This window comes from Haloarcula laminariae (assembly GCF_025457605.1).
GTDB classification, from domain to species: Archaea; Halobacteriota; Halobacteria; order Halobacteriales; family Haloarculaceae; genus Haloarcula; species Haloarcula laminariae.
Map to the genome: position 1 here is coordinate 1,159,834 of NZ_JAMZFY010000001.1, position 20,556 is coordinate 1,180,389.

Annotated in this window: 13 protein-coding genes and 1 pseudogene; 10 read left to right on the forward strand and 4 right to left on the reverse strand. The window is 54.5% G+C overall.

What is annotated here, in order from left to right:
• Positions 1-23: 23 nt before the first annotated feature.
• The 3 genes from NJQ98_RS06120 to NJQ98_RS06130 form a co-directional block, all read right to left on the reverse strand.
• Entirely contained in the window at positions 24-3,407 is a 3,384-nt protein-coding gene (locus NJQ98_RS06120) for a helicase-related protein (RefSeq protein ID WP_262177002.1), read from the reverse strand.
• Complete coding sequence (locus NJQ98_RS06125; RefSeq protein ID WP_262177003.1) at positions 3,404-6,826, reverse strand: BREX-1 system adenine-specific DNA-methyltransferase PglX; 3,423 nt, start codon at positions 6,824-6,826, stop codon at positions 3,404-3,406. The genes NJQ98_RS06120 and NJQ98_RS06125 overlap by 4 nt, the downstream gene beginning before the upstream one ends.
• A 528-nt stretch (positions 6,827-7,354) precedes the next feature.
• A complete protein-coding gene (locus NJQ98_RS06130) occupies positions 7,355-7,585 on the reverse strand; it encodes a transcriptional regulator (protein WP_262177004.1) in 231 nt (76 codons plus the stop codon).
• A gap of 196 nt (positions 7,586-7,781) precedes the next feature.
• Between NJQ98_RS06130 and NJQ98_RS06135 the strand changes: the two genes are divergently transcribed.
• From NJQ98_RS06135 to NJQ98_RS06165, 7 genes are all read left to right on the forward strand, one after another.
• Positions 7,782-8,168: a DUF8112 family protein gene (locus NJQ98_RS06135; protein ID WP_262177006.1), complete on the forward strand. Its 387-nt coding sequence runs from the start codon at positions 7,782-7,784 to the stop codon at positions 8,166-8,168.
• On the forward strand, positions 8,165-9,085 hold the full coding sequence (locus NJQ98_RS06140) for a hypothetical protein (RefSeq protein WP_262177008.1): 921 nt from the start codon (positions 8,165-8,167) through the stop codon (positions 9,083-9,085). The genes NJQ98_RS06135 and NJQ98_RS06140 overlap by 4 nt, the downstream gene beginning before the upstream one ends.
• Before the next feature lie 82 nt (positions 9,086-9,167).
• Positions 9,168-9,860 carry a DUF8168 family protein gene (locus NJQ98_RS06145; RefSeq protein WP_489146078.1) on the forward strand — a complete coding sequence of 231 codons (693 nt, stop codon included), beginning with the start codon at positions 9,168-9,170 and terminating at the stop codon, positions 9,858-9,860.
• An 85-nt stretch (positions 9,861-9,945) separates the two neighbouring features.
• Positions 9,946-10,869, forward strand: a complete 924-nt coding sequence (locus tag NJQ98_RS06150) for a hypothetical protein (protein ID WP_262177014.1) — start codon at positions 9,946-9,948, stop codon at positions 10,867-10,869.
• Complete coding sequence (locus NJQ98_RS06155; protein WP_262177018.1) at positions 10,869-11,552, forward strand: 3'-5' exonuclease family protein; 684 nt, start codon at positions 10,869-10,871, stop codon at positions 11,550-11,552. Before NJQ98_RS06150 ends, NJQ98_RS06155 begins: the two co-directional genes overlap by 1 nt.
• A 182-nt stretch (positions 11,553-11,734) precedes the next feature.
• Positions 11,735-12,697 (forward strand): HNH endonuclease, encoded by a 963-nt coding sequence (locus tag NJQ98_RS06160; protein WP_262177021.1) that lies wholly within the window; start codon positions 11,735-11,737, stop codon positions 12,695-12,697.
• Between the two features lie 491 nt (positions 12,698-13,188).
• A complete protein-coding gene (locus tag NJQ98_RS06165) occupies positions 13,189-14,925 on the forward strand; it encodes a hypothetical protein (protein WP_262177024.1) in 1,737 nt (578 codons plus the stop codon).
• Positions 14,926-15,502: 577 nt separating this feature from the next.
• Here the strand turns inward: NJQ98_RS06165 and NJQ98_RS06170 are convergent.
• Positions 15,503-16,136, reverse strand: a pseudogene (locus NJQ98_RS06170) (transposase domain-containing protein).
• 101 nt (positions 16,137-16,237) lie between these two features.
• On the opposite strand from NJQ98_RS06170, the gene rdfA reads away from it, so the two are divergent.
• The 3 genes from rdfA (at position 16,238) to NJQ98_RS06185 (ending at position 20,369) form a co-directional block, all read left to right on the forward strand.
• A complete protein-coding gene (rdfA, locus tag NJQ98_RS06175; protein ID WP_262177026.1) occupies positions 16,238-16,882 on the forward strand; it encodes a rod-determining factor RdfA in 645 nt (214 codons plus the stop codon).
• 105 nt (positions 16,883-16,987) lie between these two features.
• The gene (locus NJQ98_RS06180; protein ID WP_262177030.1) at positions 16,988-18,835 is read left to right on the forward strand and encodes an archaea-specific SMC-related protein; all 1,848 of its coding nucleotides are present in this window, start codon (positions 16,988-16,990) and stop codon (positions 18,833-18,835) included.
• Between the two features lie 610 nt (positions 18,836-19,445).
• On the forward strand, positions 19,446-20,369 hold the full coding sequence (locus NJQ98_RS06185) for a D-2-hydroxyacid dehydrogenase (protein WP_262177034.1): 924 nt from the start codon (positions 19,446-19,448) through the stop codon (positions 20,367-20,369).
• Positions 20,370-20,556: the final 187 nt, after the last annotated feature.

Sequence of the window (20,556 nt, forward strand, 5' to 3'; positions counted from 1 at the left end):
TTCCTGAGACATGGACGAATTGTTCAGATTTCAGATGTGTCGTCGTCTAATTGTCCAGCGAGTGCAATATCTGCTTCCGTAACGGTTTCTGGATCAACTAGCTCAATCTCCTCTGTGAGTTTATGATGCATCCTTCGAATCGTACCATTAGTCCCATATCTACGGCGTCTCCGATGTATCGTGCGCAACTGACCCTCTGCCCAGTCGCTCATCTCGTGATCGTCCAGGAGTTCTAGGATTTCTTCCGCTTCTCCGCTTACGTCCTCGTCGCTGTTCGCAATCTGGCGACATAACTGTTTGATGTCAGTAACCACATCACTATCGCCGCTCTGCCGGCTCAAAATATCGTTTTGCCATGTACTTGGCGTCCCTAACTCACCCACGAAGGATTTCAGCTCCTCAAAATCATCTTCGGGAATCGCGTGACGAGTGGTATCAGGGGAAGATACCGTCTCAAACACTCGAACTTCATCTGTCTCCAGACGTGGGAACTGAGTGAAGACCGTTTGTCCTCCGATTGTGGTGCTTTGTACTCGATCCGAATCGAAGATGGTGGTTCGCCATTCAGTGCGTCCACTACTGTGTTCTAAGTGTGCGAGTGAGACGTATCCTTCTTGGCCAGGGGAGACGAAATACTGCGGTTCAGACCTGTCTGCGACGGCATCGTAGGTTTCCTGAAGCTCCTCGATATCGACATCATTTTCCTCACAGAACGCTCGAACGATGTTTCTGAGATCGTCGTACTTCGACCCAATACCCTCTAACCGTTCATCACCAAACTCTGCACCGCCTTCTTCTAATCGCTCGTAGGTCATGAGCGTCTTGTGTACTTGCTCTTCAGCAGTATCCAAGATGGGGGCGGCATGACCGAAGGTGTTTGCGATGTCTTGGATTTTCTCTTGAATTCGTTCAACAAGCCCGAGCTGCTTCCGCAGATCGCCTGTCGGAGCAAAGTTGTAAATACACAGTTCATCATGCCGCGTTGTGATGCGGTCAATACGCCCAATTCTCTGCTCCATCTTCATCGGGTTCCAGTGGAGGTCGTAGTTCACGATGACTCGTGCATCCTGGAGATTCTGTCCGACCCCTAGCACGTCGGTTGCAAACAGGATATCGATTTCTTCACCGGGGGTAACATCGGCTTCTTGAGCTTCTGGAGCGAACCGCTCAACAATTCTCTCATCGAACCCGCTACCTCCGTGGACAAATCCGACGGTAGGATTGCTCGGATTTTGACCGAGCGTAGCAACGTTGGTGTGAGCTGGGTTCTCGCCGGTTAGTTGCTCGAAGAGATGAGTGATAGTGGGTACGTACTGACTGAATATGAGGACCTTCTCGTCCGATAGCTCTCGATCAATTAATCCACGAAGGCGTTCCGCCTTAGCGTCTTTAGTGCGCCCGTCTTCTTTGGTCTGAAGTGCATTCTGTGCTTGCCGTTTTATACGTTCAAGTTCTCGAAGGTCTTCGTCAATGTCTGCTACGATTTCATCCCTTTTCGATGGGCTAACTCTATTGAGGGCTTCTGCGACATCCTCAAAGTCAACATCCTTGGCGAAATCATCCTCGAATGTATCTCGTATCTGTTCGACGGCGTCACTCCGGTTTTGCGCATCATCCAGGTCACCAGTAGCGATGTGACGTGTGATGCGCTCTCGTTCCATAAGCCGTTCAACAGAACTCTCGAACGCAGCTAAGCTACTCTCAAGACGTTTGAGGAGATTAATGAGCATCAGAATGCTCGCGTTCTGGTACTCAATGATTAGCTCCTCCTCCTCATCTCCATCAGCGTCATACCGATCAGCGCTAACGTAGGGGATGTTCAGCCCAGAGTTCTCGGAGTCATCTGAACCGATGACGGTATCGACGATATCGCTATAGAGTTCGTCAAGGCGAGGGTCATCAGGAGTGATAAGACGCGGCTTTCGATCGGGAACGCTGATGGCCCGGTCTCCGATGGTGATGTCCCCGTAATTGTCGAGGATGTATTTGCGGTCCCTCGAAATAATGACCTCCCTCATAATTGACTCAATGAGTTCTTCAAGGTCTGAAAGCCGACTCTGAGTGCTCGCGGATTTGTCTTCCTCGCTGGAGAGGCGGTCGTACTGTTTAAAAATCTCGCTTGGTGACAGGCCCTTCAGTTCAATGTCGAAGTCGTCGTCGTCAGCAAACACCTTGATCAGATTGTCCACGTCTCGAACGGAGTTGTGGATCGGCGTTGCAGTGAGCATCACGAACTTCTTGCCCTTCCGACCGATTGACTGGAGTTTATCATAGCGCTGTGTTCCAGTATTTCGGAGGTTATGAGATTCGTCGACGAGAATCAAATCAACTCCACGTAGTCGTTGGATTTCTTTCTCAGACAGCCGAGAGAGTTTGTTGAAGCTCATGAACGTCTTCTCAGCAGTCGTCGGAAATTCACCAGTATCCGCATCAAGGAGGTCCTGCATCCACATCCGCTTCAGTCGCTTCGGAGCGATGACGAGAACGTCGTCTCGGGAACTCGTATACTCCTGTACAAGCGGAGCACCGATGTATGACTTACCGAGACCGACGCTGTCTGCTAAAACGACACCATTGTATTTTTCGAGTGGGCGACGGGCTGCTCTGAACGCGTCCTGCTGGAATGCTGTGAGTTGCTCTTCGTAATCGCCCGTGATGTCCTGAAGTAGGGTTCCCTCTCGAACATCTCGGGAAAATTGCTCCACAATAAACCGCTTCGTCGCTTCGTACGGTGAAATCGTTTCCACCTCGGCGACCGATGTTTCGCCTTCTCCTGTAGAGATGTCCGGTAGGTCATCTTCGAACTGCGACTTCTCTATCGCGGCAGTCATCAGGTCCTTGTCGAATTCGCTTGCCTCCTCCCAAATCTCCTCGAACCACTCGCCGAGATACCGGATGGTGTTGTTGTCCTTCTTTTCCACATTCAATTCGACGTTTCCGCGGAGGCCGCTAGCAGAGAGGTTTGAAGAGCCGATAATTGCCCGACCAAGGTCCGGGGAACCGGCAGGATGCTCGAAGAGATAGAGTTTTGGGTGGAATCGACTGTCGTCGTACACACGAACATCTACTTTGTCCTCCTGAATGAGCTCATACAGTCGATTGATACCCTCTTGTGCTTCAGATAGGTCGTACTCTTCAAGGTCGTTAGCGAATCCGCGTTCGAGTTCGTCGATAGTGCGCTGGTCGGTATCGGTCCCGATGAGGATCTCGACACGTTCAGCCCTTCGGAGATTTTCTTTCAGGAGGTCGAAACCACCAAGATAGAAATAACCGACGGCGATGCGGACAGTCTCGGCTTCAGGCGCAATCGTGTTCGCACGCTCGGCAACATTATATTCCCGATTGTCAAGGACATCGGAGTACTCGCTCCAGTCGGGGTCATTTTGACTTCGGTTGTTATTACTCATTGAACAGCCACGTAACTCGCTTTGATACCGTATATCTCCTGTACTTGTTCGTCTATTTTTTTCTGTATTTTGTCAAAGGGGGTTTCTTTCTCCCCTCTTTTGACCTGGATTGCTTCATCGACCAGTGAGACAAGTGCGTCTTGCTCGCTCTTTTCTGGTATCGGGATCGGGAGATTTCTCATATCACTTGCCTGTACATTAACGGTGTGATTGATGAAGTTGTCTAAGATGTACTTACAAAAGTTTGAATTTAAGATTCCTAAGAGATATTTTGGGCTTATTTTCTCGTCTATGGGGAGCATCAAGACTCCGCTCGTGTCGACAACAGAGTCATTCACATATCGTGCCTTTACTTTGTATTCCCCAGTACCACCACGTGAGGCGAATATTCCCTCACGGAAGTAATATTCAGGATCTCGGAGGCGTCCATTCCGGTTATTTTTAATTCGTTTAAGTGCTTCCTTTGTCCAACGAAGGTAGATAATGATGTCTTTATGATATATGTCTTTTTTGTCTGACCCCTTCTCGTATGGGACCCAGACCTTATTTCCGTACTCGTTAGAGTTGACTCCATTAAGTCGTTCTTCTTCGTTTAGTTTGTCAGGATCCAAAATATGATCTTGTTTGATAACTCGGCTCATCCATTTGTACTGTTCCTCATTCTTTTCCACATATTCAAATGAATCGCTGTTCCTCTCTTTCACTCGCTCTGCGGCATCACTCCCCTCAATATAGGCCAGGAACTCATCGTTATTTCCAGTTACAAGCCCGACTCCACCATAGGTGAGAAGGCCCATAATAGAGGTATCTCCTGGGTCAAGAGCAGTAATATGCTTTTTTCGAATGGTATCGAGACTGTCCTCTAAGGCATCTGTATCATATATTTCTTCTCTCCATTCTTCGACGAGAGCCGTGACCTCAGACATGAACCGTGAATGAATCTCCAGATTAGTTTCGTTCGGGAAGAAAAGGGATTTCTTGAGAGTGTTCTTATATATTTCACTCGTCACGGCATACCCCTGGATAGATGAGGACAAGTTGATTGGAATAACCTGCTTTTTCGAGACTTCCTCAGAATCAGACCGCAACAATGTACTTTTCACCAGACTCCGATACTGTTCAATCCCTGTCTCAGATGCGTCTATGTATTCAAACGTGGGGTCGTTTTCCGATGGCACTTTAGTACAGGTAAATATCGCAGGGTTCACTGCGGCGTCAAATGTATCGGGATTCGCCAGCACCAGGTTTTCTAAGTCATTAGACAATAGGAGATCTCGCGTAGGCTGCTTAGATCCGATTGTCCGGAACGTATCGCTAGTTATATACGATAGAACACCGCCTTCTCGCGTTAATTCCCACCCCCGAATAATGAATTTCTGATATAGGTCATAGCGCATCCCATCAATTCTATTGTAGAAGTCGTACTTTGAATCATAGAATTTCGCTAATTCAGTCAGGTATCCCTGTTGGGACTGTCCCTCATAGGGTGGGTTTCCAATCACGATATCAAATCCTCCGTTCAGGATGACCTCTGGGATGTTTGAAGTCCACGCAAATGTGGTATCTACCTCTGCGGCGACATCGGTCATCCAACCTCCCTTATCTTTTACCGCTAGTTGGGTTTCAAGATTATTGATCAGATCGTTGAGTTGGTCGGTGAGACGGTCCTTTTTATCCCCATGGGCGGTTTGATACACTGCTCGCGTGGTGTGGATTTCCTCCAACGTGGCTTCCAGGCCCCCAGCTAGCGTCTCTTGGTAAGTGCCAACGTCCACCCGCGTCGGATCATGTTCGCCGACCAAACTATTCCCGACGAAGAATTTGAATCCGAGATTTGGTAGCGCAAACTCTTCGTTTGAATCGAGGAACTCCTCGTGGTCCACATCAAGATCTTGCATCAAGTGGAGCCACACACGGAACTTACACAGTTCGATGCCGCCAGCGTCGATATCAACACCGTAGAGCGTGTCCGCAATGAACTCTTCTTTCAACTGGAACCGGCTTCGGGCGTCATCAGTATTCTCGTCGAGCGCTTCTGAGACGGCGACGAGTTCCTCCAACATGCCAATTATGAATGCGCCACTGCCCACTGCTGGGTCCAGTACTGTCGCAGATCGAAGAGCATTATTGACGGCCGTGATTTGGTCCTGTGAAAGAGACTTAGGTGCAGTGTGATCACTGACCAGTGAAACAGCTTCTTCATGGGAGATGTCGGTTTGGCCCAGCAGATGTTGCCTGAGCGCGTTCTTCGTCATATAGGCGGTGATAGGCTTCGGAGTGTAGAACGCGCCCACCTCTGAACGTTCGTCCTCCTGCATGAACATCTCGAAGATACGCCCAATGAACTCTGGGTCGACGACGAGTTCCTGTTCACTGGGGTTCGACTCACGTAATGAGATCTTGTACTTCCGGAGGAACCCTTCCGGTTCGCCATCGTCGCCATCCTCCGGACTGAGGAGCTTGTCGAAGAATGTCTCGTCAATTTCAACGTCCTTCTCTATGTCCTTGCACTCGAACAGACCGCCGTTGAGGAAGGGAATCTGACCAAGGCGGTCCGATTCCGTTGTCCCCTCCTCTGAGAGCGCTTCGAAGAACAGTGGCTCGAATAAGTCGTCGTAAACGTGGAGATTGTCCTCTTCGGCCACTTCCTCGTACCTGTTTTCGACGTAGTCGATATCCCCATCGAGCCAACCCTTTTCCTCAATAAACAGTAGGAACAGCACTCGGTTGACGACAGTTCTCGTGTAGGCGTTGAGGTTCTCTTCTGGATCTTCCAGACCGTGAATTGCGTCTTGAAGATCTTCACGGAATATTTCTCCGAAATCTTGGTAGAAGCTCCGCGTGACCTCCCGGATAGAGAAGACATCCTCGACATCGCCTTCGAGGCTCGTTCGGCCTTGTCCGGATTCCACCGTGAGGTCGTTAAGATAGTCGAGATAAGCTGGTTCGACGCCGAATCGCTTGACTGTGAAGTAGTTTAGATCGAATGTGACTTCCACATCTTCAGAGGAGAACTGCTCTTCGATGTAGAGAAAAGTGAGATCATCGTTCAGAGGGCTTGTCAGTGGGCCCTCGTCGGATTTCCTATATGCAATGACAGTGAAGAGTTCGTTAACCGGGCTTCCGTGTCGTTTCAGTTGTCGCTTCAGGTCGCTAAATGCGGGACTATCTCCAGATCCTTCGAGTTCGATGTATCGTATGACTCCGTCACCACTCTCATCAACTAAGTGCGCCTCGTACCAATCGTTCCTACCTTGGTTTCGCTTTATCCCGCTCGGCACTTCAACGAACGAACTGTAATTTAACCCCTCTGAATCGAGTAGATAATCAATCACGTCGCCGCCATTTTCGATTGATTCAAGATCTTCGATGGTAGTCCGGACAGACATATTTCGCTTGTCGGGCATTCTCTCTATCATCATATATACTCTTGGCAAACACTCGTGGGCTGTCGGTGAAGCATCTGAACGTAGCTCCCTTCGTTACCGTATATGAACCTGCGCTTCCTCTGGCCAACTGTGAGTCTACCGAACGACTGATCGGTTGAATAAACATGAATGAGTTCTGACTCCCCCGGGGTCAGACGTAGATTATTCACAATCCATAATCTATGCATATTCTGGGAGAGTAATCATCAGGACTATGTATACATTCTGTGCTATCGGCGGGATGAGCCGCACCAATGGGCTCGGACGAATCAACCAGTTATTACCAATCTTATCTTGAGTTAGCCGAGTAGGACAGCCTTCAGAACAATTGTATACATCAGTGTATCAAATCAGAATTGGGAATTGAGATTTCTTCCTGAAGCAATTGGCTGCGCGGCATATTATGAGAGACAGTGCTGCTCATGGAAGATTATATATTGCGCTGACTGTCGTTCTAACCGATTTCTATCACAATTGGCGTGCTAGACTTAGAGAGTGAGTTCAGTGCGACGGCTTCGTTTATTCCGATAGTTGCCAAAGCTTTGCATTGCCGACTTTCCGCGAAGTTACTTTTTGCTTTTTTTCAAGCTCGCTTAGTTTAGCATGAGCCGTTCGATATGCACAACCGACCTCACCGGCAATTTCGCTCGTCCCCGCCGAACCATCTAATGCTTCCAGTGCAGAAATGAAGTCCTCGGAAGGATAATTCTGAGTATATTTCCCAGTCTCCTCATCTCGGTCCCGTGGCATCAGTGCCCAATCGCACCTACCTGCAGAAGACTCTTAGTTTTATTCTTCCAATGCAGCCTTCTGCAATGGGAACATTTTTACCCAATGCATTATAATGCAATGGCACGGGAAGTTCAGCCATCTTGGCATCAGATAATAGGATGCCCGCGTGGTGGTGCACGCGGGCTGGGCTTCCCAATAGACTGGAGCAAGCCCAATGCAATACACAGAGCCTTATGCTAAAGAAGGCACGGATAGTGGACCTATTGAAGAGATAATCCAGGTACAGTCGAATGCGCACGAGGCGGGGCACGTAACCTGTCAAGCGTGCGCACAACCATTGCCGGACGGCACCGAGGTGACCGCGTATGCCGTCCGACCTGGCCGACACGCGCCATGGATGGTCGCCCAAACCCGTTGCGTGGACCATCCCCTCACCCTATCGAACCAGACCACCTTAGGCGTCGACGAACGCCTGCTCACGGGCCGCCTCGCCCGCATCGTCGACCAGGCCCACCAACGGTCGTGGCCGATCACCATTGCCGAAACCGTTGTCGCCACCTCCCCAGCAGAGACAACCGATACCCAGGAGGCCCAGGCGTGACGGACCTCGTCGACACGCTCCCGGTAGACCTCGAAGACACCCACTTGCCCGACCTGTACGTTGGCCTCGAGATTCCCCTACTGGCGCCGGGCGATGGCATCGTCACCGACCGCCATCATGCCTCGGCCGATCGCTACGAAGCCGATGACCCGATGAACCAGATCGAGGGCCAGATCTCGCCGTTCACGCTCTCTGGCTGGGCTCGCCATGGCTGTGAGAACGTCCTCCAGCAAGCTGGCCTGACGGCCTGTCACCCGGGCGAAGCCAACGGCGACTATATGCGCGCCGAAACCTACCAGCGAGACCTCGAGTCAGGCTACCACGAGAAAGGCACCTGCACGGATGCCCACGATGCGGGCTGTGTCATCTACGACCTCTTCGGCGGCTTCGGGTCCCAGCCGGGCAAACTCCTGCGTCGCCCGGTGTCCTTCTCGCCGATTCGCCGCCAGGTCGACGTACTCGAAGGCGAAGCCGAAGCCCACTACCGACAGGTGTCCTCACACGTCCGCTCGCGCAATGACGAGGACGGCGGCCAGCCACTCCGGCATGCCCAGCGTGACGTACTCGGCAACATCGAGGGGACGTGGAAACTCACCCTGCGCGAGCCCAAACCGGAATTCGTCGGGCTCCTCTGTGAGGCCATCGAGTTCCTCGATGACAACAGCGACGAGTTTGCGTTCCAGCTGGGCGGCGCTCGAAACTTCGGCGCCGGCATCGCCGACACGTGGCTGATCAACCCGCTGTACTCCGACCGGGAAATCCGGCGTATCTTCAATCGCGCCCAATCGACGACAGCGGCGATGGAGGAAAAAGACGACCTCTGGGCCACGGAGTGTCGGCCGGCCGTCCAGGCGGCGTTGCAGGAACGCATGGCCAGCCGTGACGACACCGCGGAGCTGGGAGGTGTCCAGACGTGAGCAACGCCCAGACGCCAGCAACCGACACTGACGCCGATCCACTGGTGGCGGCCTACCGCCATGACACACACACAAACTCTGCCTGCGCTCACACGCGGCGGCCCGCGAGGAGTTTGCGGGCGTCCCTGTCAACGAACAGGTGCCACTGGGTGCCGACCAGGACGCCGCATTGCTCAGTCGCCCCCGCGGCGAGCCCACCCAGACCGTCGAGAATCATCAGTCGCCGTACCGACTGTCGCTACTGACCGGCGAGGTGACAGTCCCGGCGGGCCAGACCGACGCCGACAGGACCGACGCCATCCGCGAACTCGTCCAAATTGACGACCCCGACGAGTTGCACCAGGCGTGGCTTGCAGCCGTGGTCCCCACCCAGTTCGCCGAATCGATGTACTACCCCTACACATCGCTGAAGTACCACACCCTGCTGACGGCGACCCTGTACGCAACGTACAGCGAGGGCGCGGATTTTGGGGACCTGTTCCTCGTCGTCGAACCCGATGACGAGCTCGTCCCACAGCGGACCATCATCGACACCGACGCGGTCACACTCTCGCTGACGACCACGCCCGGCGACCGGCCGGCCGCGTGGCTGGGCCCGGCGCCGGCTCGCTCGTGGGCGGATGTCTGGCAGCGCCTGCCCGCCCATTTACTCCCGGACACCAGACGCGCTCGCATGCTGGATGCCCAACTCCGGCGCATCCGCAGCTGGTCGACGGCCCTGCAGTATATCGAGGCGTTTCAGCAGTACGTCGGCGCGCTGGAGGGGAGCCGATGAGCACGCATAATGTGGGGTGGGCGCCAGTGACAGCTACTCGCAGTGCAAGCCACCCACAACCCCAGAACCACATGGAGGCATGCCGATGACGCCCATCCAGGAAATCCTCTGGGAGGTCGAGTGGGCCTACGCGGGCAACCCCTACTACGTCCCGGGCCATGCCATCTACACGGCCCTGGCCCGCCGGCTGCCCGACGACGTAGCCCAAGACCTGTATGTCAGTCCTGGGCTCTTTGTCCCCGGGGAGTACGGCAGCTTTCCACCCACACACTCCCGGTCCGGTGGCGTCCCGTACCTGGGCACTGGCTTGCGAACAGTCGCGGCCTACGATGACCTGTTCCTCTTTCGGGACAGCAGCCAGCGTTGGCTTGCGACCACGCGGCCCCGGGATGCCCACAACACCCACACTATCGATCAGTACGGTGACCGACTCAGCTACGCGGGGACGCGGGTCTTCGGCAAGCAGCCCGACAAACGCGCCTCGAAACGGACGATGTCGTGGTACATCTACGCCTACTGTGACTTCGACGGCCAGGGCCAGCTCCCACTGGCGGAAGACATGCTGGATGGCCTCCAGTTGGGTGGCGGGCGCAACTACGGCTTTGGCGAGGTGACCTGTGTCGAGACCCGCACCGTAGATCTCGACGACCTCTCGTATGCACGTCTGGAAGCAGCTGAGTCGTATCAGGTGGAACTGCACACCCCCTACGTCCTCGAGAGTGAGTATCCCGGCGCGCATGACAATCGCATCCCGTGGTGGTGGGGCGATACCGACCTCCGCGAACGCGAGGTGCTGTTGCACAAGGGCAGTGACACCTACCGGCTGCGGACGATCGACCACGGCCAGATTGTCGAATATACCGGCTCGGACCCGATCGGGACGGCCAAACGCGGCGTGCTCGGCGTCGGCACGCACAAGCAGTATGGCTTTGGCCAATTCAGGGTGCGCCCGGCCAGTGATGATCGGGTGCCAGAACGGCAGGCCGGACACACGGGAGGGTCGGCCTAATGCCCGACCTCGAACTGGTGGCGTTCGATATCGAGACGACGGGCTTCGACGTGGAGGATGAGGTAACGGTCATCGGCCTCGAGTTCGACTTGGGCAGTCGGGTGGCCTACCAGACCGGTGGCCGGCCCGTCGAGGAGATTCAGGCGGAGATCCGGGAGAAGTGTGACCATCAGGTCACGGTTGAGGGCCACGACAACGAGGAAGTCATGTTGCGCGGGATGAGTGCGTACATCCGCCATCGACTCATGAAGGAGGACGTGTTGCTCGTCGCCTACAACGGCGAGACCTGGCAGGGCGGGTTCGACGTGCCCTTCCTGCGGACCAGGTTTGCGATTCACGATATCCCATGGCCGTTTATCGACATTCCGTATGCGGACCTGTTGCCGATCGTCAAGAAGCTGTTCAACACCACGAGCGGCGGTGAGTCGAACAACGACCTCCCAACCGCACACGAGCTGTTGTGTACGAACGTCGTTCAGGCGGCGCCGGCCGATCCCTTCGAGGATAGTAGTGAGGCGGTGACGGCCTTCGAAGAGGGCCGGTACGAAGAGTTGGTCCAGCACAATGTGGCTGACATCGTTCGGACGAGACAGTTGGGCCGGGTCGCACAGTGGTACTGTAGCAAGTCGGATTTCAGCCTGAAATCGATGACGCCGGTCGACGCAGTGGATTCGCGGGAGTAGGCCGCGGCTCCTGGCCGGTTCGAATGCAGCTATTGAAGCGATATCCCAGACCGATACACTGCAATCAGGCGAGAGGCAGACAGACACCAGCAGCTACCTACACAAATGCAAACCAGAGCAACACAGCGACACGACGTACTGAGCGATCGATCAGCCACGGCACGAGGGGCGGTGACCGGGCGATGAGTGACCACCCAGACCACGAGGCCGTCCCGCCAGCCAAACGCGAGAAAAGACTCAAGCGCGACAATCATCGGTGTCAGTACTGCAACGCCAAGGGGACCGCGATCGGTGGCTTCGCCACGTTGGAGATCCACCACAAGACCCGCGAGCCCGAAGACATGGATGTCCATGACCTCGAGAATCTCCTCACTGCGTGTCGCTCATGCCACAGCTGGCACCACCTCCAGACGACCGACGAGGAGGTGCCCGTCGACCTAAGTGAGGCCGATCTGAGTGAGCTTCTGCCCCACGACTTGGAGATCATCAAGGTGCTAGCTGAGATGGGGCCCGCCTCAACTGGCGAGATCGTCGAGGCGATCACGGCCGATATCTCCGTGATGGCTGTGCGTGAGCGACTGTACGTCCTGATGGGGCTCGACAATGTCGTCGAGGACCGGGAGCAACAGCTCATTGACCAGGAGACCGACACCGGTCAGTGGGGCTTGCCAGACCAGATCGTTCACTCCGAGCGAGGTCGGATTCCTGAGGACACACAGACGTTGCTACAGCGGACTGAGGACGAACAGGTCCGCCAGGCACTGGCTCGGGGGTGTGATCGGGAGATGATTGCGGAGGTCTTCGGGATTGTCTCCCGGACGACGTGGCACAAGGAAAAGCGGGCGAATGCGTATGACTTCCCGCTGGAGGCGGTGAGTCGCGCCGGCGAGGCTGGAGACGAGGCTGGGAGTGGGTCGCCGCCGCCGCCGGCCGATGCGCCCCAAGAATCTGATCAGCAACAGTTGGAAACGGTAGCAGCGATGGATGATAGCGATCACGTAACCGATGCCACGTCATCGACAACAGACGGTGGAACACCTGAGGCTACTGCCCCGTCCGGTGGCGAGACAGCGCCCGTTCAAGAGCAGCTCGTGACCGCAATCGAAGCGCTCCAAGCGGTCAAGGAATCGCTGGCGAGAGCCTAATCAGGACGGCCTGGGGCTGCTCCTTCAGGCGTGACACTCCACTCTGGACTGACTAGCAGTGCATGTGGAGATTTCACACACCACTGTTTCCGCTGAAATATCCAGTGACGGTGCGAGGGAGCCAGTATATGATTTCCAGTTGCAGTACTGGTGTCCAAACGGGGGCAAGGATTGACCGACATATTGGGTCATAGCGCGGGTTGCAGACTCACGAATATTATTACAAGAACTGAAGTATTACTAAGATATGACTACGGCGTGTCCACGGGAGAAAAGGGACCAAGCACCTCATCAAACGCTTCCGAGACCACCCTGTCTGATGCGACCCTGACTGTTATTCTAGCCGAACTCTGACTGGAGAACTCGTAGTACGAACTACTGTTCTTGATTGATACATACTGATTTAGATTGACACTTAATTTAGTCGTTGGACATCAAAAATCCATAGATTATAGTTATTAGCTATTCACCCGATAGGCAAGGCCATAGACATGACAAATCAGGCTTATCTAAACCGTAGAACCGTTCTGAAACTCGCTAGTGGATCCGTTTTTGCAACCGCCGGGTTCGAACATACCGGAAGTGCAAGCGCCCAGACTGCTGCTTCAGTGACACTAAATGATCAGGAGTCAAGCGGTGACTCGATCGTCATCGAATCACTGCAGACTGATACAGCCGCGCGGCTATATATCTCGCCGGTTGATGGCGACACCGATACTCGCCTGTATAAAGAGTTGGAGTTGGATGCGGGTGCATCGTTTACCGACCGAACTATCGAACCAGACGTACCAATAGAGCAATCCGCAACCGTCTCTGCGGTAATACAAGCCGGCGAGAACTACGATGAGGTGGTTGCTGACGATACAGCGCTCATTGGAGTTGGGGAGAGTGGTGCAGCGGCACGTGCGAGCCAAGTCCGGGGTGGCGAATTAGAGATAGTGGACCCTGATCCTGACGCAGGCTTCCACCATCCATACGCTCTGTACAGACCAGACACACAGCAGGACACCGCACGACCATTATTTGTCGAACCGCACAATAGCAGGCCGGCCGCATCTCCTGGGGAGCTCACTGATCAACTCAGTCAAGAGGCTGAAGGGTCGTTACAGCCGGCAATAGAGCTGTCGCTGCCAGGGATCGTCGCGGGCTTCCCACGTACGCCCGACGACGGAGGCGACTACGTACAATCGCTGGCACTCGAGATGCTCGATACCGAGACGAAGCGTGAAGATATCGCTACTGATGCCTTCCCCGCGGACACGTTACACCGGGTTGATCGCCAACTCATGCGTATGGTTGAGGACGCAAAGGAGCGCCTCAGCGACGAATCATATGCTGTCACTGACGGAATCCATATGAACGGGTTCTCCGCATCGGGATCGTTCAGCTCCCGGTTTGCCTTCTTACACCCAAACCAGGTCCAATCGATATCGGTTGGCGGGGGCGGAGCCCGGCCGTTGCCGCTGAATTCGATGGATGGGACCACCCTCCCATATCCGCTTGGTACTGCAGACTACCAAGAGTGGACCGGCGGGTCGTTCGATCGTGACGCATGGACGGCGATCGACCAGTATATCCATGTCGGGCAGGAGGACCAGCCACTCCCCGAGACAGACCAGCGAAGCTACTATCCGATTTCACCACGCTATCAGGACCGTGCTGAAGAAATATATGGGCAAAACCGGGTCACAGAACGGTTCCCAGTGACCCAGTCTAGGTATGAAGAGGCTGGGGCAAACGCGACGTTCAACATCTACCAAGGAGTTGGCCATACCATTACGAGCGAGATCATCCGCGATATTACAGCGTTCCATCGACGAACATCAAACGCGCAGCACGCGTTGTTCGAAATGACGTTGCAGCGCTCTGCAGACCGGGCTACAGTTGGCAATCCGGTCACAGTTACCGTTGAAGTGCAAAATCGCGTCGCAACGACCGCAACGGTCACTCCGACCTTCGCCGTCGACGGAACAGAAATGGATACAGCTGAGCGCGATATCGCCCCGAACGGCACAGCTGAACTCACATTCGATCATACCTTCGACGAACCGGGTTCGTACACGCTTAGCATCAACGGTCGTACAGTCGGTGCTGGGCCAGTCACGGTAACTGAATCAACGCCCACTGAGAGGGCAACCAGCGAAAGCGGCCCTGGGTTCGGGGTTGGAACAGCACTCGCTGGTATTGCTGGACTGAGTTATTCGCTCATAAACCAACGAGAGAACTGAGTTGACCACTGGGGTTTCGAGTTGACCTGCTGTCACCGACGAGGGAGCACTGGGCGCAGACGGTAGTCCCGAAACCGACCAGACGCAACTTGAGGACGTTGCTGCACCGCTCGGTGGCGACTCATCGGCTGTTCAGGCCGAACTGATGACCACAATTGAGGCGCTGCAGGCGGCCAAGGAGCCACTGCCGACGACCTGACTGGGACAGCCTGATGCCCTGTCAAGTGTGACCGTCTGCTCGCCTGTACTGACTAGCAGTACATGTGGGGGTTTCACACACCACTGTTTCCGCTGAAAATCCACCTGACGGGACGAGGGGGCCAGTATATGGTTTCAAGCTCCATATCTCGACGACAGGCCGAGTCCGGTTTGTCGAGAATGAGGACGGAGAGATTGTGATTCGGCCAGTCAAACGACCATCCCAGCTTCGAGGTACACTCACATCGTGGAGAGCGGTAGATGAAACATTGGCCACAGAACTCCTCCGTAAAGAGCGAACCCGAGACAAAGCCAAGACCGATGAGAAGCATGAGCCGTCAGAGCTGGATAAATGACAGTTTTCTTCGACGGGTAGTGTTTAGTTTGGAGCATTGTGCCAGCGAGCGAAACTCCGGAACCACTTTTCAGCTGTACTCAGTTCGACGTGGCTAAAACAGTTTGAAAACAAAAAGGTTCGTCGTTTTACTTCCCGAAAGACACATTCGATAGCAATCCGATTTCCGTGGCGTTCTGTCTGAGAGCGGAGCCCTGCTCGGTGCAGTGCAGCTTGGAGGTGTTTCGTGCCATCAACGAGAAAGACGGCGGTTTCGACATCGTGATTTTGCCGCAGTTCTTTGAGAAAAGTTCCGGTAAGAACAGTTGTAATGGTCGAAAATACCCGCAGATAGGGGAAATCGTTTGTCTGTAGATTCGCGACAGCGTACAGCCAGAACTGCTAGTCATTGATTCGAATCACTGCTCCGTCAACCGCGACCTGATTCGGTGTTTTGTCACTGACTGGCTGTAAATCGGCCTTCTGTACCCAATCGTGGACGGCTTTTCGGGAGCGTTTGACACCCGACCTATCATAAATAGAGATAGTATTCAAAGATGATAGTCTAGCCATACACATCTGAATACCGAGCTTCATTGCTCGCTCGGGTGTCCGCTCACGGTCACAAAATCCAAATCAGTCTGTCACTCCTCCCGCTGAAGTGTGTTATTTCAGCCATTTATCGCAGAAGTTACATTTGTCTGTCCTTTCATCGATAACTAAACACTGCCGAGTCAAGATGACACATATCTTTATTCATTGGCCAATATTCCTTGGTATATGCAACACTGCTGCAAGGTCGGCCGGTTGACGGCAACGTATGACCTCCAGCATGCCGCCCGAGACGGGGACGTAGACGGGTATCTACGGGCTCGCTGGCTGGGTCAGGATGAGTACACGGAGACTGGACTCCGACCGCTCAAAGAGTGGTTCAACAAACAGCTGTTGAAGTCCGTCTACACCGACCATAACCGGAGTACACTGGCGACACGTGTTGATGCCGACTATGAAGCACTGTCAGGTGAGGAGCCGGATATTTCTCTTCTTGGTGAGCTTGAGGCCGACGGAATTGACGGTAACCAGCTCCGCTCTGACTTTCTCTCAACATCTACGCTGTACCGACATCTTACAGATTGCCTCAGTGAAAGTAAGTCGAACAACGCTGCCGAAGGAGACTCAGACTGGGAGGCCGACAAGGTTGACTACGCAAAAGAGGTGGTCGAGCGAAGCGTTAGGGAAAGCCTCCAGTCACTAGAGAATAAATCGATGATACCTGAAGCGACACGGTCAACGATCAAAACGGAGGTCATCCTTGGCTGTCCTGAGTGTGCAACGCAGGTACGCTTCGAGCGTGCTCTCGAACGGGGGTATATCTGCCAGGACCACATGGCATCCGAGATTACAGGACCATCCGACGGGGGTTAGTGGCAGTTCGGCCCCGAAGTAATTACAGTAGGCCTCGAAGTCTGTTCTTTCAGGCCCCAATTTACGACAGTGGTTTCATAATCCTGCTGGACCTGTATATGAACAATGTGGGATGTAAGAATCAGAAATATTGGTGGTATCCGGGCCGCTGAGGCCAGCCTCGATGAGGGACTCAACGTGGTTCAAGCATCGAATTTCATGGGGAAATCGAGCTTCGTGCGTGCGATTCAGACCGTGATGGGGACCACGGGCATGTACGGAGAATCACACCCACTCAGGGAAGGCACAAATGAGGGGTCAGTTCACCTCGATACGCCGGACGGCTCCTACGAGATCACACTTGAAAGCTCGGAACCGGGTACAGTCAGTCGACACGGCAAGACGTTTCTTGGAGATGAGACCGACCAGACCTGTGCACGCTTGTTCGCGTTTCTGGGGGAAAACAATCCGATTCGGGCCCGAGTTCGGGAACAGTCCGACCTCACTGAGCTGTTACAGGCCCCGCTTGGTCTTGAGGACATCGAGAATAAAGTAGCGGCCCGCAAACGGGAACGCGAGTCGAAGCGAAAAGAGCTCGAGCAGGCTGAACGTGCGGCGGAGAATCTCCCGTCGGTGCAGGAGGCGATAGGAACGTTAGAGGACGATATTGAGTCGCTGCGAGAGCGTCGGGACGAACTGTCGGAGAGTGTCGGGGATGCCACCGACGCAGACTCCCGAAGTGATGAATTGGCTGAAAAGCGAAGCAACCTCCAGTCGTTGGACCAGCGGATTAACGGACTGCAGGACAAAATCGAGCGCACCGAAACAAAACTGGATGAGAAACGCGGGACACTTGAGAGCCTGACTGTGCCCGACGAGCCCGAGCCTACTGCCGACATCGAGGCTAAGGAATCACGCATCGCGGAGTGTGAACAGCAGATTGACCTCCTAGAGGGGCTTCATCGCGCAAACAAACGCGTCATCGAGGAAGATGCGATCGACCTTGTCAGTTCGGTTGAGCGTAGCGTCGTGGGTGATGAGTTCGACTGCTGGGTGTGTGGAGAACCAACGACAAGCGATACTATCGAGTCCAGACTGGCAGCGATACAGGACAAAATAATCGACCTTCGTGAGGAGAAAGAGAACCTGACCGAAGAAATCGAGGAAATCGAGAAACGGCAGCGTCGCTACCGAGAGAAACAGCGGGAGAAAGAGTCACTCGAAGAAGAGATTGGGCGCCTCAAAGCAACGCTTGACGATCGGAGCGGCGACCTTGCACAGGCTGAGGAGCGGAGAGCCGGGTTAGCATCAGAGATCGAAGAATTGGAAGTATCTGTCGCTGCTGCCGAGGAAGAACTGAGCGAAGAGCTCACCGACATCAAAGCAACGCTTCAAACGAAAGAACGAGAGCTAGACGCTCAGCGGTCCCGGCTGCAGGAACTACAGGAGTTACATGCAGATGCAGCGACACTACGAGAGGATATTGAGGCACTCGATGACGAGATTGCACGGCTCCGAAACCGGAAGACAAAGAAACAGTGGGAACTGAAAGAAGAGTTCGATACGGCTATGGCGGCAGCTATCGACCGCTTTGCCCCTGGATTCGATGGTGCACGTCTCGATGTAAAGACAACCCCAGAAAACGAGATAGACTCGTTCGAACTGGTTATCGCTCGCGACGGTCGCGAGACGACTATCCAGAACCTGAGTGAGGGGGAGCGAGAACTAGTGGGCATCGTCGTCGCGGTGGCTGGATACCGGACGTTTGACGTGGCCGATCGCGTTCCGCTTATACTGCTCGATGGCATCAGTCAGCTGTCTGCGGCTAATCTCCGCTCGTTAATAGAGTATCTCAGCGACGCAAGCGAGCTCCTTGTGACGACAGCATATCCCGAGGCCGGGACGTTCGATGGCCACCACATCTCACCGAACCAGTGGGACACCGTTTCCGACGAGGAGACACCGACCGCCTGAGGGGGCACATCTGGACAGTTTCGACTTCCGCGAACGTTTTGGTGCTCGTACTCCGGACATAGGTGCCGACAAGAGATGCCGTCTCAAGGTGCTTGTTATCTTACCACGTCCTATGGAAAATTCAACCGCTCACCCGTCACCTTAGACTGCTGCCGCTCGCTTATGTTCGGCAGAGAACGACAGTAATCGTCCCACGCAACCACTCTTGTTGACCACGCCAGCGTTCACTGATAGTCACCTAGAAGCAAAACACGAGAAAATGACCGTAAAGCCTACAAAATTAGCTAGATGGGAAGAAACATAACACGTTCTGCGCGAGTCAGCATGCTTTTAATGATACATGCGTAAAATCCAAATGGCAACACGAGGGGACATCTATCGGGAGTGGTACGACTACCGTTGTACATCCCAGAGAGCCGTCTCACCGATGTCGCCCCGTGATCTTAGTTGCCCTCACCGGGAACTCCGGACCAACTAACTATGAACACAACGAGCCAAGTCACAAACCGTACCGTATCAGCCACCAATCAACCCTCACATACCTTCGGCCTCTCATCAACCCCTGACTGGGAGATGTCCTGTCTAAGCCGAGCCAACGCGGAGGATACCGATGACTGATGTCGTCGTGCTCCGGCACAAGATACACGGATTATCGGTCGAGGATTACGCGGAGACGCTGCAGGCGGCCCTTCCAGAACTGGAGGTCACGCTGGCAAAGACAGCTGCCGAAGAGACGGAACTGCTTGCCGAGGCAACGGTGGCGACGGGATACAATATCTCGGCCGAACAGGTCGAAGCCGCTGACGGACTCGAGCTGTTCGTCTGTACGTTCGCCGGCACCGGCCACCTCCCCACCGAGACACTCGAAGCGAACGATGTGGCACTTGAGAGCGCGTCCGGTGTTCACGGCCCCAACATTGCCGAACAGGTACTCGGCTATCTCCTCAGTTTCGTCTGTCGCTTGGACCGGGCGTGGGAACAAAAAGGGCGCAGCGAGTGGAACCACTTCCAGACCGGTGAACTCAGCGGATCGACGGCTACTGTCGTCGGCATGGGCCCCATCGGCCAGACTATTATTGACCGACTGAATGCTTTCGATGTCCACACTATCGGTGTCAGGTATACCCCATCGAAGGGGGGGCCTGCCGACGAGGTCATCGGCTTCGACGACGCCGATATGGATGACGCGTTCTCTCGATCCGACTCCCTCATTCTCGCCTGTCCGCTGACGGACCTCACCGAAGGACTCGTCGACGAGGACACGCTGCTCTCGCTTCCGATAGATGCGATTGTCGTCAACATCGCTCGCGGGCAAGTCATCGAAACCGATGCCCTAGTCGCAGCATTGCAGACTAACATGATCCGCGGTGCGGCACTAGACGTTACAGACCCCGAGCCACTCCCGCAGGACAGCCCGCTCTGGGAATTACAGAACTGTTACATCACCCCACACAACGCCGGTCATACGCCCCAGTATTGGGACCGCTGTGCCAATATCCTCTCCGAGGCCCTGCAGGAACATAACATCAGTTGAAATCGGGCTGGGCGACGACGCCTGTCGCCGCTTCTGCTGTGTCCGCGATACGTAATGTTGCCCACTATGTTTGGACCGACGAGTGCAAGCCTAAACTGGTGGCGGAGACAGAAACCTGTGTCACCTCACTGCTCGTTCCAGGCCCTATAATTTACCAGCATATCTCGTCGAGCGCTGACTACGTCGC